This is a genomic window from Pseudomonas sp. PDM32 (assembly GCF_019219225.1).
Taxonomy (GTDB): domain Bacteria; phylum Pseudomonadota; class Gammaproteobacteria; order Pseudomonadales; family Pseudomonadaceae; genus Aquipseudomonas; species Aquipseudomonas laurylsulfatiphila.
Genome location: NZ_JAHUWE010000010.1, coordinates 101,516 through 114,926 on the forward strand (window position 1 = coordinate 101,516; position 13,411 = coordinate 114,926).

The following is a 13,411-nucleotide window of genomic DNA, read 5'->3' on the forward strand; positions in this document are numbered from 1 at the left end:
TCAGATGCTGGCGTACATTTTTCGTCGACTGTTGCTGATCATTCCGACCCTGTTCGGCATCTTGCTGATCAATTTCGTGATCATCCAGGCCGCCCCGGGCGGACCGGTGGAGCAGATGATCGCCAAGCTCGAAGGCTTCGAAGGCGCCACCAGCCGCATCGCCGGCGGCGGTGCCGAAGTCTCGGTGGCAGGCTCAGCCTATCGCGGCGCCCAGGGCCTGGACCCGGCGCTGATCAAGGAAATCGAGCACATGTACGGTTTCGACAAGTCGGCGCCCGAACGCTTGTGGATCATGGTCAAGAACTATGCGTCGCTGGATTTCGGCGACAGCTTCTTTCGCGACGCCAAGGTCATCGACCTGATCAAGGAAAAGATGCCGGTCTCGATCTCCCTCGGTCTGTGGAGCACCCTGATCATGTACCTGGTGTCGATCCCGCTGGGGATCGCCAAGGCCACGCGACACGGCAGCCATTTCGACGTCTGGACCAGTTCGGCGATCATCGTTGGCTACGCGATCCCGGCGTTCCTGTTCGCCATCCTGTTGATCGTGGTGTTCGCCGGCGGCAGTTATCTGGACTGGTTCCCGTTGCGCGGGCTGACCTCGAACAACTTCGATGAACTGAGCATGGGCGGCAAGATCCTCGACTACTTCTGGCACCTGGCGCTGCCGGTGACCGCGCTGGTGATCGGCAACTTTGCGACCATGACCCTGCTGACCAAAAACAGCTTCCTCGACGAGATCAACAAGCAGTACGTGATCACCGCCAGGGCCAAGGGCCTGACCAACCACCGCGTGCTGTACGGCCACGTGTTCCGCAACGCCATGCTGCTGGTGATCGCCGGTTTCCCTTCAGCCTTCATCGGTATCTTCTTCACCGGCTCGCTGCTGGTGGAGGTGATCTTCTCCCTCGACGGCCTGGGCCTGATGAGTTTCGAAGCGGCGATCAACCGCGATTACCCGGTGGTGTTCGGCACGCTGTTCATCTTCACGTTGCTGGGGCTGGTGGTGAAACTGATCGGCGACCTCACCTACACCTTTGTCGATCCGCGTATCGACTTCGAAAGCCGGGAGCATTGAGATGAACCTGTCCCCTCTCAATCGCCGACGCTTCGAACTGTTCAAGGCCAACAAGCGTGGCTGGTGGTCGCTGTGGCTGTTCCTGATCCTGTTCGGCGCCAGCCTGGGTGCCGAGTTGATCGCCAACGACAAGCCGCTGGCGGTGCATTACGACGACAACTGGTACTTCCCGGCGCTCAAGCGCTACCCGGAAACCACCTTCGGCGGCGAATTCCCGCTGGAAGCCAACTACAAGAGCCCGTACATCCGCGAACTGCTCAAGGCCAAGGACGCCTGGGTGCTGTGGGCGCCGATTCCCTACAGCTACCAGAGCATCAACTACGACCTGAAAGTCCCGGCCCCGGCCCCGCCCTCGACGGACAACCTGCTGGGCACCGACGACCAGGGCCGCGACGTGCTGGCCCGGGTGATCTACGGTTTCCGCATTTCGGTGCTGTTCGCCCTGACCCTGACCGTGCTCAGCTCGATCATCGGCGTGATCGCCGGGGCCTTGCAGGGTTTCTACGGCGGCTGGGTGGACCTGGCCGGGCAGCGCTTCCTGGAGATCTGGTCCGGGCTGCCGGTGCTGTACCTGCTGATCATCCTCGCCAGCTTCGTGCAACCCAACTTCTGGTGGCTGCTGGGGATCATGCTGCTGTTCTCGTGGATGAGCCTGGTGGACGTGGTGCGCGCCGAGTTCCTGCGCGGGCGCAACCTGGAATACGTGCGCGCCGCCCGCGCCCTGGGCATGCAGAACGGCGCGATCATGTTCCGCCATATCCTGCCCAACGCGATGGTCTCGACCATGACCTTCATGCCGTTCATCCTCACCGGCGCCATCGGCACATTGACCGCCCTGGACTTCCTCGGTTTCGGTCTGCCGGCGGGCAGCCCGTCGCTGGGTGAACTGGTGGCCCAGGGCAAATCCAACCTGCAGGCGCCCTGGTTGGGCATCAGCGCCTTTGCGGTGCTGGCCCTGATGTTGAGCCTGCTGGTGTTCATCGGCGAATCCGCTCGCGATGCCTTCGACCCGAGGAAGTGAAATGAATCAGGAAAATCTGATCGAAGTGCGCAACCTGTCCGTCGAATTTGTCGTCGGCAATCGTTGTCAGCGGGCCGTCGAAGGCATCAGCTTCGACATCAAGCGCGGCGAAACCCTGGCCCTCGTCGGCGAGAGCGGTTCCGGCAAATCGGTGACCGCGCATTCGATCCTGCGCCTGCTGCCCTACCCACTCGCCCGCCATCCCTCCGGCACCATCGAATATTCCGGGCAAAACCTGCTGGACCTGAAGGAAAAAACCATCCGCCACATACGTGGCAACCGGATTGCGATGATCTTCCAGGAGCCGATGACCTCGCTCAACCCTCTGCACTCGATCGAGAAGCAGATCAACGAAGTGCTGGGCATCCACAAGGGCCTAAGCGGCAAGGTCGCGACCAAACGCACCCTGGAGTTGCTGGAGATGGTCGGCATCCCCGAGCCGCACAAGCGCCTCAAGGCCCTGCCCCACGAATTGTCCGGCGGCCAGCGTCAGCGAGTGATGATCGCCATGGCCCTGGCCAACGAACCGGAACTGCTGATCGCCGACGAGCCGACCACCGCGCTGGACGTGACCGTTCAGCTGAAAATCCTCGAATTGCTCAAGCAATTGCAGGCGCGACTGGGCATGGCGCTGCTGCTGATCAGCCACGATTTGAACCTTGTGCGAAGAATTGCGCATCGCGTATGTGTCATGCAGCAAGGTTGCATCGTCGAACAGGCATCGTGCGAAGAATTGTTCCGCGCGCCGCAGCATCCGTACACTCGGGAACTGCTGGCAGCGGAGCCCGGCGGCAAGCCCGCAAGCAACGTGATCGGCCCGCCATTGCTGGCGGTCGAGGACCTGAAAGTCTGGTTTCCGATCAAGAAAGGCTTGCTCAAGCGCACGGTGGATTACGTCAAGGCGGTCGACGGCATCAACTTCAGCCTGCCCCAGGGCCAGACCCTGGGGATAGTGGGTGAAAGCGGTTCCGGCAAGTCGACCCTGGGCCTGGCCATTTTGCGGCTGATCGCCAGCAAAGGCGCCATTCGCTTTGAAGGCCAGCCGCTGGACAGCCTGACGCAGCAACAGGTTCGGCCGCTGCGGCGGGAGATGCAAGTGGTGTTTCAGGACCCGTACGGCAGCCTGAGCCCGCGGATGTGCGTCAACGACATCGTTGGCGAAGGCCTGCGGATCCACAAGATGGGCACCGAGGCGCAACAGGAACAAGCGATCATTGCAGCACTCAAGGAGGTAGGCCTGGATCCGGAAACCCGGCACCGCTACCCCCACGAATTTTCCGGCGGGCAACGGCAGAGAATCGCCATTGCCCGGGCATTGGTGTTAAAACCGGCGTTGATTTTGCTGGACGAGCCGACTTCGGCCCTCGACCGCACGGTACAACGCCAGGTAGTGGAGCTTTTGCGTTCGCTGCAAACCAAGTACAACCTGACGTATCTGTTTATCAGCCATGACCTGGCTGTGGTGAAAGCGCTGAGCCACCAGTTGATGGTGGTCAAGCATGGCCAAGTGGTCGAACAGGGAGACGCGCAAAGCATTTTTGCCGCCCCCCAACATCCGTATACACAGCAGTTGCTGGAAGCCGCTTTTTTGGCTCCGGCCACTGCGCAATAACCTGAAAGAGGAGCAACACATGGGTTTTCTCGCCGGTAAGCGCGTACTGATCGTCGGTGTCGCCAGCAAGCTGTCCATCGCATCCGGCATTGCTGCCGCCATGCATCGCGAGGGCGCTGAGCTTGCCTTCACTTATCAGAACGACAAACTCAAGGGTCGTGTCGAAGAGTTCGCACAGAGCTGGGGTTCGAACCCTGAGCTGTGCTTCCCGTGCGACGTGGCCAGCGATGAAGAAATCGCCAAGGTCTTCGTTGAGCTGGGCAAGAAGTGGGACGGCCTGGACTGCATCGTGCACTCCGTGGGCTTCGCCCCGGGCGACCAACTGGACGGCGACTTCACCGAAGCCACCACCCGTGAAGGTTTCCGCATCGCTCACGACATCAGCGCCTACAGCTTCGTGGCCTTGGCCAAGGCCGGCCGCGAAATGATGAAAGGCCGCAACGGCAGCCTGTTGACCCTGTCGTACCTGGGCGCCGAGCGCACCATGCCGAACTACAACGTGATGGGCATGGCCAAGGCTTCCCTGGAAGCCGGCGTACGTTACCTGGCCGGCTCCCTGGGCCCGGACGGTACTCGCGTCAACTGCGTATCGGCAGGTCCCATCCGCACCCTCGCCGCTTCCGGCATCAAGAACTTCCGCAAGATGCTGGCAGCCAACGAAGCGCAAACTCCGCTGCGCCGCAACGTCACCATCGAAGAAGTCGGCAACGCCGGCGCCTTCCTGTGCTCGGACCTGGCGTCCGGCATCAGCGGTGAAATCATGTACGTGGACGGTGGCTTCAACACCACGGCCATGGGCAGCCTCGAAGAGTAATCTTCGGTCAGCCAATAAAAACCCGCCTCTTTTTGGCGGGTTTTTCATGCCTGTGATTTCCGCCATGACTCGATCAAATGTGGGAGCGGGCTTGCTCGCGAATACGGTGTGTCATTCAGCATTTACATCGACTGACACTACGCCTTCGCGAGCAAGCCCGCTCCCACAGGGTCAGTGTTGTGCCAGGCATTGAGCGAACAACTGCTGAATCGGTTGTTGCCGCTGGCTGTACCGCTGCAACAACACAATCTCCCGATAAAACGTCAACTCGCCCAAGGGGATGACTCGCACCCCGGCCCCATGCTCAAGCCACAACCCCGCCTGCGGCAACAACGAAATCCCCAACCCACACTCGACCATTTTGACAATCGCCTCCAGCTCATCCAGCTCCAGTGCCCCGTGCACCTCGATCTGCTGTTCGCGCAAAAACCGCGTCACCAGTCGCCCGCCAAACGAATTGCGGTCGTAGCGCACATGCGGGTGCTCGGCGAGCAGTTGCAACGGATCATCGCCGTCCAGGTCCGCCGGTACGATCAGCACGAACGGTTCCCGGCGTATCACCTGTGCGGACAACTCCTTGGGCAACTCGAATGGCGGCTTGATCAGGATCGCCAGGTCCACTTCTCCGGTGTCCACCTGACTCAACAGGTTCAGTGACACACCCGGCACCAGCCTGGGCTCCAGCAAGGGCGCCTGCTGGCGCAATCGCAGCAGCGCCTGGGGCAGCAGCCCGGTCTGGGCGGTCGCCACCGCGCCGATTCTCAACTCGCCACGGTACTCGCTGACATCGTCACTGACCGCCATGCGGTTGAAGGTTTCGAGCATTTCCCTGGCCATCGGCAACGCACGCTGCCCCGCCGCATTGAGCAGCGCCTGGCGGCCGGTGCGGTCGAACAGACGGATGCCCAGGGCCTGCTCCAGGTTACGAATCTGCGCGCTCACGGCCGACTGCGTCAGGCCGATATGCATGCCGGCCGCGGCGAACGTGCCGTGACGCGCCACGGCGACAAAGGTTTTCAGTTCTCGCAGCATGGCGGCCTCGATTGATCGAAATTATTTGAGCTCGACGCAAAAATTATCGTCTTTCAATCAAAAAGCACAGGACTAAACTCAACACACGCCCACTCACCACCGAGGTTCGCCCGATGCAACTCTCCCCTTTTCACCTGGCCATTCCGGTCTACGACTTGCCCGCCGCCCGGCACTTCTATGGCGCGGTGTTTGGCCTGGAAGAAGGTCGGTCGAGCGACCATTGGGTCGATTTCAATTTTTTCGGCCATCAACTGGTGATTCACCTGGCACCGAAAAACCCTTCGCAAGAAGCAGCCCACACCAATGCCGTGGATGGCCACGATGTGCCGGTGCCGCATTTTGGCGTGGTGCTCGGGATGGCGGAGTGGGAAGCGCTGGCCGAGCGATTGAAGTCGCTGGGAACTCGCTTTGTGATTGAGCCGGGGATTCGTTTTCAGGGGCTGGTGGGGGAACAGGCGACGATGTTTCTGTTTGATCCTTGTGGTAATGCGCTGGAGTTCAAGGCGTTCAAGGATATTGGGCAGTTGTTTGCCAAGTGAGGATATGCGCTGCCTGTCAGGCCGCCTTCGCGAGCAAGCCCGCTCCCACAGGGCATTGTGGTCATCCGGTCATTTGAGAACAACGCCGGCCATTGTGGGAGCGGCGGTGCGACGATTCGACTTGCCCGCGAAGAGGCCCGCCAACACAACACAGCTCTAACGGCTCATCACACTTTCAGCCTCCTCCAGCAGTTCCTCGATCGAGCCATGCACAACCGGGTCATATTCGACCTGCACAACGCTGAAGTGAATGTCATAACTGCGATGCGCCGTGGCGTTGCGCTCATCGAGTATCTCATTGAGTCGTGCCTTGATCGCTGCAATCTCAACGCTGCCAGACCCGGTCAGCAGCGCCACGAAGCGGTCGCCTTCGAGCCGGCCGACCACATCGTTTTCTCGAAAGCCGATACGCAGGACATCGGCGAAGGTTTTGAGCGCATCGTCACCTTTGGCCCGGCCATACAGATAGCTGATGCGTTTGAACTCATCGAGGGAGAAGTACAGCAGCGTCGCCGGCGTCTCCAGTGCCCGGCAAGCCTCCAGCCCGAGCCGGGCCAGCGCGGTGAAGCCATGGCGATTGGACAGCAGCGTCAGCTCGTCCATGCTTGCCATTTGCACGCCTGCCAGCTCTCGCTCGGCCTGGCGCGCCATTTCACGCAGCCGCTCCCGTTCTTGCTGTGGCGTGAGCAACGGGCTCGCGGAACGGCCCGATTTGCCCGTTTTGCCTGAGATCAACATCGTTCACTCCCATTGCAGGTATGCACGTTAGAGTCGCCCATACCCGCATTGACTCCCTGCAAGCGCGCCGTTGGTCAGCTACCCGTCACCGGGCACGGCCCTCCTGCATCGGCCCAGCGTTTGAATTGGCTGACGAAGAGGTCGTGCGGCACCGGCACCGGCGCGCGATTGCCGCCCGGGTTCCAGCCCCACAGCACCAGCTTGTCGTCGCTGACGTGCTTGATCAGCGCGGCGAAATCCCGGTCGCCGTTGCTGGCGCGATCCTTGATCATCGCGCACAGCCGGTCGGCCGGCAGGCCGATCCAGGCCATCCGCTGCGCTGCCGGCGGCAGGCTCCAGTGTGGCGCCCCGGGCGGCGCATGAGGACCATAACTGGCCGGTGGATTGCTTTGCGCATGGCAGGTTGCACAGGGCAACCCGGCCGCGCCCTTGCCGTCCATGCCGCGAACCACATTCATGGCGTGAGGCACGCCGGCATCGAATTGCAGCGGCGAATCCCCGGGAATGTGGCAGTTCTGGCAACGCGGGCTCTGGAAGACCTTCTGCACGGTGTCGAATGCCTGCAAGGCCTCGCGGTCATCGGCGAACACGTGCGATGCATAGGCGATGAGACAGACCAGGATCACCGCCCCAAGCAACCAGTGATGACGTTTCATCTCACACCCCCGACAGCTGCAAGGGCAGCTCGCGCAGGCGCTGCCCGGTCAGGGCAAACACCGCGTTGGCCACCGCCGGCGCCGTGGGTGGCACACCGGTTTCGCCGATACCGCCGGGTTTCTCATTGCTGGGCACGATATGCACTTCGACCACCGGCATTTCGTTGAGCCGCAGCACCTGATAGTCGTGATAGTTGGACTGCACCACCTGCCCGTCCTTGAGCGTCAGCTTGCTGTGCAAGGCGAAGCTCAGGCCAAAGGTGATGCACGACTCCATCTGCGCAGCGATGCTCTGCGGATTGACCGCAATGCCGCAATCCACCGCACACACCACCCGGTGCACGCGGATCGCGAGATTATCCTCGGACACCTCGGCCACCTGGGCCACGTAGCTGCCGAAGGATTCATGCACCGCCACACCCAGGGCATGACCATCGGGCAGCGGCGCCTTCCAGTTGGCCTTCTCCACCGCCAGGTTCAACACACCGAGGTGGCGCGGATGGTCCTTGAGCAAGGTGCGCCGGTACTCCACCGGGTCCTTGCCGGCCGCCGTGGCCAGCTCATCGATCAGCGACTCCATGACAAACGCGGTGTGGGTGTGTCCCACCGAACGCAGCCACAGCACGCTGATCCCGGTTTTCGGCGAGTGCAGTTCGATCTGGTGATTGGCCAGCCCTCCGATGTAGGGGCTGTCTGCCACGCCTTCGACCGAGGTCTTGTCGATCCCGTCCTTGACCATGCTCGCTTCAAGCGAGGTCCCGGCCATGATCGACTGCCCGACCATCACGTGCTTCCAGGCCAGCGGCAGACCGTCGGCGCCCAGCCCGATACGCGCATGGTGCAGGAACGCCGAACGGTAATAACCGCCGCGGATGTCGTCCTCCCGCGCCCATACGGTTTTCACCGGCATACCGGCGGCCTTGGCGACATGCACCGCTTCGCTGACGAAGTCCGAGGTCGGATTGGCCCGGCGCCCGAAGCCGCCGCCGAGAAACTCGGTATGGATTTCGACCTGTTCGGGTTTGAGCCCGGTGATTTGCCCGGCGACCATCTGGTCCAGGGTCTGGAACTGGGTGCCGGTCCAGATTTCGCACTTGTCCTTGCTGATGCTCACGGTGCAGTTGAGCGGTTCCATCGGCGCGTGGGCCAGATAAGGCACACTGTATTCGGCGTCGATGGTCTTGGCCGCTTTCGCCAGCGCAGCCTGGGTATCGCCCGCCTGACCGGCGTTCAGGCCAGGGGTGGCGGCGAGTTTGCGGAAGCTTTCCAGCAGCGCCTGGCTATTGAGCCCCGCGTTCGGCCCCGGGTTCCACTCGACTTTCAGCGCATCGCGCCCCAGCTTCGCCGCCCAGTAATGATCGGCAATCACCGCAATGCCCGTCGGCACTTGCACCACTTTGTGCACGCCGGGAATCGCCAGCGCCTCGGCGCCTTCAAAGGATTTGACGCTGCCGCCGAAGGTGGGCGAACGGGCGACCATCGCCGTCATCAGCCCCTCGAATTGCACGTCCATGCCGAATTTGGCCCGGCCGGTGATTTTCTCCGGTGTGTCCAGACGCTGGGTGGGTTTACCGATCAGTCGCCAGTCTTTCGCGTCCTTGAGTTTGATCGAGGCCGGGTCCGGCGGTGGCAGCTGTCCGGCGTCATCGGCCAACTCGCCGTAGGTGGCACGATGCTCACCGGCAACCACCACGCCCGACTCTGTATGAATTTCGGAGGGAGCAACGTTGAAACGCTTGGCCGCGGCATCGATCAACATCAAGCGTGCCGCCGCGCCGGCCTGACGATAGCGATCGAATTCCATCCAGGTCGAGGTCGAGCCGCCGGTGATCTGCATCCCGCCAAACCCCGGCATGCCGTAATCGGCGGCCGATGCCGGGGAATGCTCGACGCGGATCTTCGACCAGTCGGCGTCCAGTTCCTCGGCAATGAGCATGGTCAGGCCAGTCCAGATGCCCTGGCCCATTTCCGAATGGCCGAGCAACACGGTGACGCTGTTGTCATTGCCAATACGCAGGAAAGCGTTGGGCGCAAACACCTTGCCCTGATTTTCCGCACCCATGGCGAACCGGTGGGTGCCGGGTATGACAAACGCCACCACCAGCCCACCACCCAGCACAGCACTGCCCTTGAGAAAACCCCGGCGCGATAACGCGTTGGTGCTGTTCATGGCCACCTCAACCCAGCTCGGCGGCGCGCTTGACCGCCGCGCGAATCCGCGGGTAAGTGCCGCAGCGGCAGATGTTGCCGGACAGCGCCTGATCGATGTCGCTGTCGGTCGGTTTGGGAATTTTCGCCAGCAGCGCCGCCGCCGACATGATCTGCCCGGACTGGCAGTAACCGCACTGGACCACGTCGAGCTCCGCCCAGGCCTGTTGCACCGGATGCGAGCCGTCCGCCGACAGGCCCTCGATGGTGAGAATCTTTTGTCCATGGGCGACGGCGGTGGCCGGTGTGATGCAGGCGCGTAGCGGCGCGCCGTCGACGTGCACCGTGCAGGCGCCACATTGGGCCATGCCGCAACCGAACTTGGTGCCGGTGAGGTGGGCGACATCGCGCAAGACCCAGAGCAACGGCATGTCGGCGGGGACATCCAGCTCCTGATCCTGGCCATTGATGTTCAGGGTGAGCATGGCGCGGTTCCTCAGACTCACGGTGATCTGAAGGGGCGTCGCTGCAGTTTTGTACAACCTGCGCGCGCCTCGGGTTATCCCTTCAGCTAAGCGCAGATTTGCCGCCAGACCTCGGTGCATCGACCACCGGTCATGCAAAGGCCGCCTCAATGGGCGGCCCTGGAACCCTTCGCTAGAGCCTTGGCCCCAATAAAATGCCGGTGTAGCGCCAGACAAACAGCGCAAAAGCGCTACACCACAACAGCGCCGACAGCGCCAATCCGAGACTGGAAAAAGGCACCAGCCCTACCCGGCACGCACCCGCCAGCAACACCAGGACAAACCCCGCAACGATCGCCCCGGACGGCTGCAGCAAACGCCCGGTATGTCCCAGGCTGACCCGCGCGATCATCGCCAGAACCAACCCGCCGATACCGCCGACGGCCAGCGCGTGGGTGGCCAGGCTTTGTTGCGCCAGCCAGCCCAGGTGCCACAGCGCCATGGCCAGTGTCGCCACGGCGAGCCAGGCGTAAGCCAGGTACAGCGACCACAGCAGCGGCACGCGCCACAGGCCGCGGTCATGCCAGCGCCACAGGCGCAGCAGGTGCAAAACGCTGATCAACGCAAACAGCAGTGCCAGCCACACACGGGGGACGTCATTCAATCCGGCGGCAAAGGACAGCGCCGCCAGCATCGCGCTGACCAGCAGCACCTTGCCCGGCAACGGATGGGCCACAGCCGTTGCCGGGCGGTTCAAGCCGCGCTGGATAAAGAACGGAATCACCCGCCCGCCAATCACGCTCATCAGCGCACCGACCAGCCACAGGGCAGCCAGCACGCCATGCCGCTGCAGGTTGCCGTCATCAATGGCAATCCCCAGCAACGTCAACGCCTGACACCCGGCCAGCAGCGACACCATCAACAGAATCGGATAATTCTCGCGCTTGCCCGCGGCCACCAGGTCGCGCCCCAACGCCCACGCCAGCAGCGGCAGAAAAGGTACCTGCAAGGCCAGCAGCAAGAACGCAGGCATCGGCAGCCACCAGGCCAGTCGCGCCAGCAGCCACACCAGCACCAGGCCGATCAGCGGCCAGCCCTTGAGCCCCGGCCAACCTGTCCAGTTCGGCACCGCGGTCAGGAGGAACCCGGCAATGATGGCCGCGGCAAATCCGAAGGGCATTTCATGTCGATGCCAGGCCAGCATGCCGCCAAGGGGGTGCGCTTGGGGTAAACGGCCGTACAGCCAAACTGCCCAGACCGCCACGGCGAGGGTGGCGAACCCGGCTCCGGCCAGAAAGAACGGGCGAAAACCAACACTGAAAAGCGCTGCAGCGCCAAGCTTACGCATCAAGCCACCACCTGGAGCAGGCTTGGGCTCTGGCAATATCGATGAAGGTTGCTTAAGAAGTCGGACATTTTGCGTTTTCCTGAAGGCGTTCAGTTATACGCAACCTGCATCATGTTTCGTGCCAACGATAAATGTCTTTGTAAATCAATAACCTCAGACTATCGCAGTCAATTTGACTCATAGAAAAAATAGTCATTATGACTCACACACGAGTCATATCGACCGCAAACTCATTCTAACCCGGGTCAAACCTGATAAAAGCAAACCAATATCATTTGCACAGTCACAGGCCTTTTGCTTTAATCGCGATCAATTCTTATTTGCATAGGCGTGCCGATCGCCCTTGGACATGTGCTCACGATGACGGTTGCCGATTCCTCCTGCGCCCAGAACCTCTACGCCAACCACCACCACTGGCTGCACGAGTTGCTGCGCCGACGCTTGAACAATGCGTTCGATGCCGCAGACCTGGCCCATGACACCTTCATTCGGGTGCTCAATCGTCCGCAGGTGTTTGACGGGGAAACCCACGAACGCTCTTATCTGGCGACCATCGCCCGAGGCCTGTGCATTGACCATTGGCGTCGTCGCCAGCTGGAACAGGCCTGGCTCGAGACCCTGGCCGCGCAGCCCCAGGCCGTCCAGCCTTCACCAGAGCAGCGGGCGATCATCGTCGAAACCCTGTACGAAGTGGATGCCATGCTACAGCGCTTGCCCCAACGGGTGCGCGATGCGTTCGTTCTGGCGCAGGTGCATGGGCTGCCCTACCGAAACATTGCCGAAGAAATCGGCGTGAGCGAGCGCATGGTGAAAAAGTACCTGGCCCAGGCGCTGATGCATTGCGCAATGCTCGAAGCCGAACTCGACGGCCTGCTGATTCAATGACCCGCGCCGCCGCCAACGCCATCAGCCACGCCAGCCTCGAACAGGCGGCCAGTTGGTACGTGCAACTCAACGATCACCACGCCAGCGAGCAGGAACGCGAGCATTGGCAAGCCTGGCTGGCGCAAAGCGGCGAGCATCAGGCCGCGTGGCACTATGTCGAGCGCGTGAGTCAGCGCTTTGCCGCGCTACAGGACAATCATCAACAAGCGGCCGGCCACGTATTACGCAACAGCGGGCGCGCTTCCATCAGCCGCCGCCAGACGGTCAAGAGCCTGCTGGTCCTGGTGTCGGGCAGTTGGCTCGGCTGGAGCGCATGGCGGCAAAGCGCCCTGCCGCTGACACTGGCCCGATGGACCGCCGACCTCTCCACCGGCACCGGCGAAACCCGGGAAGCCCGGCTCAGCGATGGCAGCCGGATCTGGCTCAACGCTCTCAGTGCGGTGAATGTACGTTTCGACACCGCACAACGGTTACTGCTGTTGCAGGCCGGAGAGGTGTTGATCGCCACCGCCAGCGACACCAGTCGCCCGCTGCTGGTGCAAAGCGTCGAGGGCCGCCTGCGCGCGCTAGGTACGCGTTTCAGCGTGCGCCAGGAAGACCGGCAAACGCTGTTGAATGTCTACGAAGGCGCGGTTGAAGTCCGCACCACCCAGGGTCAGGTGCAGGTGGTCAAGGCCGGACAGCAGCTGTGTTTTACACAAGACCATACGCCGGCACCGACCGCTGCGTCGGCCGGCCGCGAAGCCTGGCGCCACGGCCTGTTGCTGGCGGACAACCTGCCGCTGGGGCAGTTGCTCGAAGAACTGAGCCGCTATCGTCCCGGGCATCTGGGATGTGACCCGGCGGTGGCCGGGCTACCGGTCATGGGCGCGTTCCCGCTCAAGGACACCGATCAGGCCTTGCGCCTGCTGGAAGCGGCATTGCCGGTACGGGTGCAGAAGCCGTTGGAGTGGTGGGTCAACGTAGGCCCGAAAACCTGATGAGCGTTTTTTCCGGCGCGTCGGTTCCCTTTTGCCTTTTTCGCTCGGTTAATCCTTCAAGCACTACGAATGCAGATTGATCCGACTTCCGGGAAC

At 62.1% G+C, this 13,411-nt stretch carries 13 protein-coding genes; 7 read left to right on the top strand and 6 right to left on the bottom strand.

From position 1 onward, the window contains the following. Positions 1-4 precede the first annotated feature (4 nt). From KW846_RS19715 to fabI, 4 genes are read left to right on the top strand one after another with little or no spacing between them, the layout of a single operon-like run. A complete protein-coding gene (locus tag KW846_RS19715) occupies positions 5-1,078 on the top strand; it encodes a microcin C ABC transporter permease YejB (RefSeq protein ID WP_007979116.1) in 1,074 nt (357 codons plus the stop codon). Between the two features lies 1 nt (position 1,079). After that, the gene (locus KW846_RS19720) at positions 1,080-2,099 is read left to right on the top strand and encodes an ABC transporter permease (protein ID WP_218474305.1); all 1,020 of its coding nucleotides are present in this window, start codon (positions 1,080-1,082) and stop codon (positions 2,097-2,099) included. Between the two features lies 1 nt (position 2,100). Further along, positions 2,101-3,711, top strand: a complete 1,611-nt coding sequence (locus KW846_RS19725; RefSeq protein WP_218484485.1) for an ABC transporter ATP-binding protein — start codon at positions 2,101-2,103, stop codon at positions 3,709-3,711. 19 nt (positions 3,712-3,730) lie between these two features. Continuing rightward, positions 3,731-4,525: an enoyl-ACP reductase FabI gene (fabI, locus tag KW846_RS19730; protein ID WP_007979113.1), complete on the top strand. Its 795-nt coding sequence runs from the start codon at positions 3,731-3,733 to the stop codon at positions 4,523-4,525. Between the two features lie 171 nt (positions 4,526-4,696). On the opposite strand, the gene KW846_RS19735 is transcribed toward fabI, so the two are convergent. Further along, positions 4,697-5,557: a LysR family transcriptional regulator gene (locus KW846_RS19735; protein ID WP_218484487.1), complete on the bottom strand. Its 861-nt coding sequence runs from the start codon at positions 5,555-5,557 to the stop codon at positions 4,697-4,699. 113 nt (positions 5,558-5,670) lie between these two features. On the opposite strand from KW846_RS19735, the gene KW846_RS19740 reads away from it, so the two are divergent. Next, positions 5,671-6,096 (top strand): VOC family protein, encoded by a 426-nt coding sequence (locus KW846_RS19740; RefSeq protein ID WP_015095381.1) that lies wholly within the window; start codon positions 5,671-5,673, stop codon positions 6,094-6,096. A gap of 156 nt (positions 6,097-6,252) precedes the next feature. Here KW846_RS19740 and KW846_RS19745 read toward each other — a convergent pair whose 3' ends face one another. The 5 genes from KW846_RS19745 to KW846_RS19765 form a co-directional block, all read right to left on the bottom strand. After that, positions 6,253-6,834 (bottom strand): GGDEF domain-containing protein, encoded by a 582-nt coding sequence (locus tag KW846_RS19745; RefSeq protein WP_218484488.1) that lies wholly within the window; start codon positions 6,832-6,834, stop codon positions 6,253-6,255. A 74-nt stretch (positions 6,835-6,908) separates the two neighbouring features. Beyond that, entirely contained in the window at positions 6,909-7,490 is a 582-nt protein-coding gene (locus KW846_RS19750; protein WP_218484490.1) for a hypothetical protein, read from the bottom strand. 1 nt (position 7,491) lies between these two features. Continuing rightward, entirely contained in the window at positions 7,492-9,660 is a 2,169-nt protein-coding gene (locus KW846_RS19755) for a xanthine dehydrogenase family protein molybdopterin-binding subunit (RefSeq protein WP_218484492.1), read from the bottom strand. Positions 9,661-9,667: 7 nt separating this feature from the next. Continuing rightward, positions 9,668-10,123 carry a (2Fe-2S)-binding protein gene (locus tag KW846_RS19760; RefSeq protein WP_007976259.1) on the bottom strand — a complete coding sequence of 152 codons (456 nt, stop codon included), beginning with the start codon at positions 10,121-10,123 and terminating at the stop codon, positions 9,668-9,670. A 172-nt stretch (positions 10,124-10,295) separates the two neighbouring features. Continuing rightward, on the bottom strand, positions 10,296-11,450 hold the full coding sequence (locus KW846_RS19765) for an NnrS family protein (protein ID WP_218484494.1): 1,155 nt from the start codon (positions 11,448-11,450) through the stop codon (positions 10,296-10,298). A gap of 360 nt (positions 11,451-11,810) precedes the next feature. Here KW846_RS19765 and KW846_RS19770 point away from each other — a divergent pair, with 360 nt between their 5' ends. After that, positions 11,811-12,335 carry a sigma-70 family RNA polymerase sigma factor gene (locus KW846_RS19770; RefSeq protein ID WP_218484496.1) on the top strand — a complete coding sequence of 175 codons (525 nt, stop codon included), beginning with the start codon at positions 11,811-11,813 and terminating at the stop codon, positions 12,333-12,335. Continuing rightward, the gene (locus KW846_RS19775; protein ID WP_218484498.1) at positions 12,332-13,315 is read left to right on the top strand and encodes a FecR domain-containing protein; all 984 of its coding nucleotides are present in this window, start codon (positions 12,332-12,334) and stop codon (positions 13,313-13,315) included. Before KW846_RS19770 ends, KW846_RS19775 begins: the two co-directional genes overlap by 4 nt. Positions 13,316-13,411: the final 96 nt, after the last annotated feature.

Excerpts from the sequence above, each read along its gene's own strand:
- fabI (WP_007979113.1), top strand. The coding sequence starts at position 3,731 with ATGGGTTTTCTCGCCGGTAAGCGCGTACTGATCGTCGGTGTCGCCAGC.
- KW846_RS19775 (WP_218484498.1), top strand. The coding sequence starts at position 12,332 with ATGACCCGCGCCGCCGCCAACGCCATCAGCCACGCCAGCCTCGAACAG.
- KW846_RS19770 (WP_218484496.1), top strand. The coding sequence starts at position 11,811 with ATGACGGTTGCCGATTCCTCCTGCGCCCAGAACCTCTACGCCAACCAC.
- KW846_RS19740 (WP_015095381.1), top strand. The coding sequence starts at position 5,671 with ATGCAACTCTCCCCTTTTCACCTGGCCATTCCGGTCTACGACTTGCCC.
- KW846_RS19755 (WP_218484492.1), bottom strand. The coding sequence starts at position 9,660 with ATGAACAGCACCAACGCGTTATCGCGCCGGGGTTTTCTCAAGGGCAGT.
- KW846_RS19760 (WP_007976259.1), bottom strand. The coding sequence starts at position 10,123 with ATGCTCACCCTGAACATCAATGGCCAGGATCAGGAGCTGGATGTCCCC.
- KW846_RS19745 (WP_218484488.1), bottom strand. The coding sequence starts at position 6,834 with ATGTTGATCTCAGGCAAAACGGGCAAATCGGGCCGTTCCGCGAGCCCG.
- KW846_RS19725 (WP_218484485.1), top strand. The coding sequence starts at position 2,101 with ATGAATCAGGAAAATCTGATCGAAGTGCGCAACCTGTCCGTCGAATTT.
- KW846_RS19715 (WP_007979116.1), top strand. The coding sequence starts at position 5 with ATGCTGGCGTACATTTTTCGTCGACTGTTGCTGATCATTCCGACCCTG.
- KW846_RS19765 (WP_218484494.1), bottom strand. The coding sequence starts at position 11,450 with ATGCGTAAGCTTGGCGCTGCAGCGCTTTTCAGTGTTGGTTTTCGCCCG.
- KW846_RS19720 (WP_218474305.1), top strand. The coding sequence starts at position 1,080 with ATGAACCTGTCCCCTCTCAATCGCCGACGCTTCGAACTGTTCAAGGCC.
- KW846_RS19735 (WP_218484487.1), bottom strand. The coding sequence starts at position 5,557 with ATGCTGCGAGAACTGAAAACCTTTGTCGCCGTGGCGCGTCACGGCACG.
- KW846_RS19750 (WP_218484490.1), bottom strand. The coding sequence starts at position 7,490 with ATGAAACGTCATCACTGGTTGCTTGGGGCGGTGATCCTGGTCTGTCTC.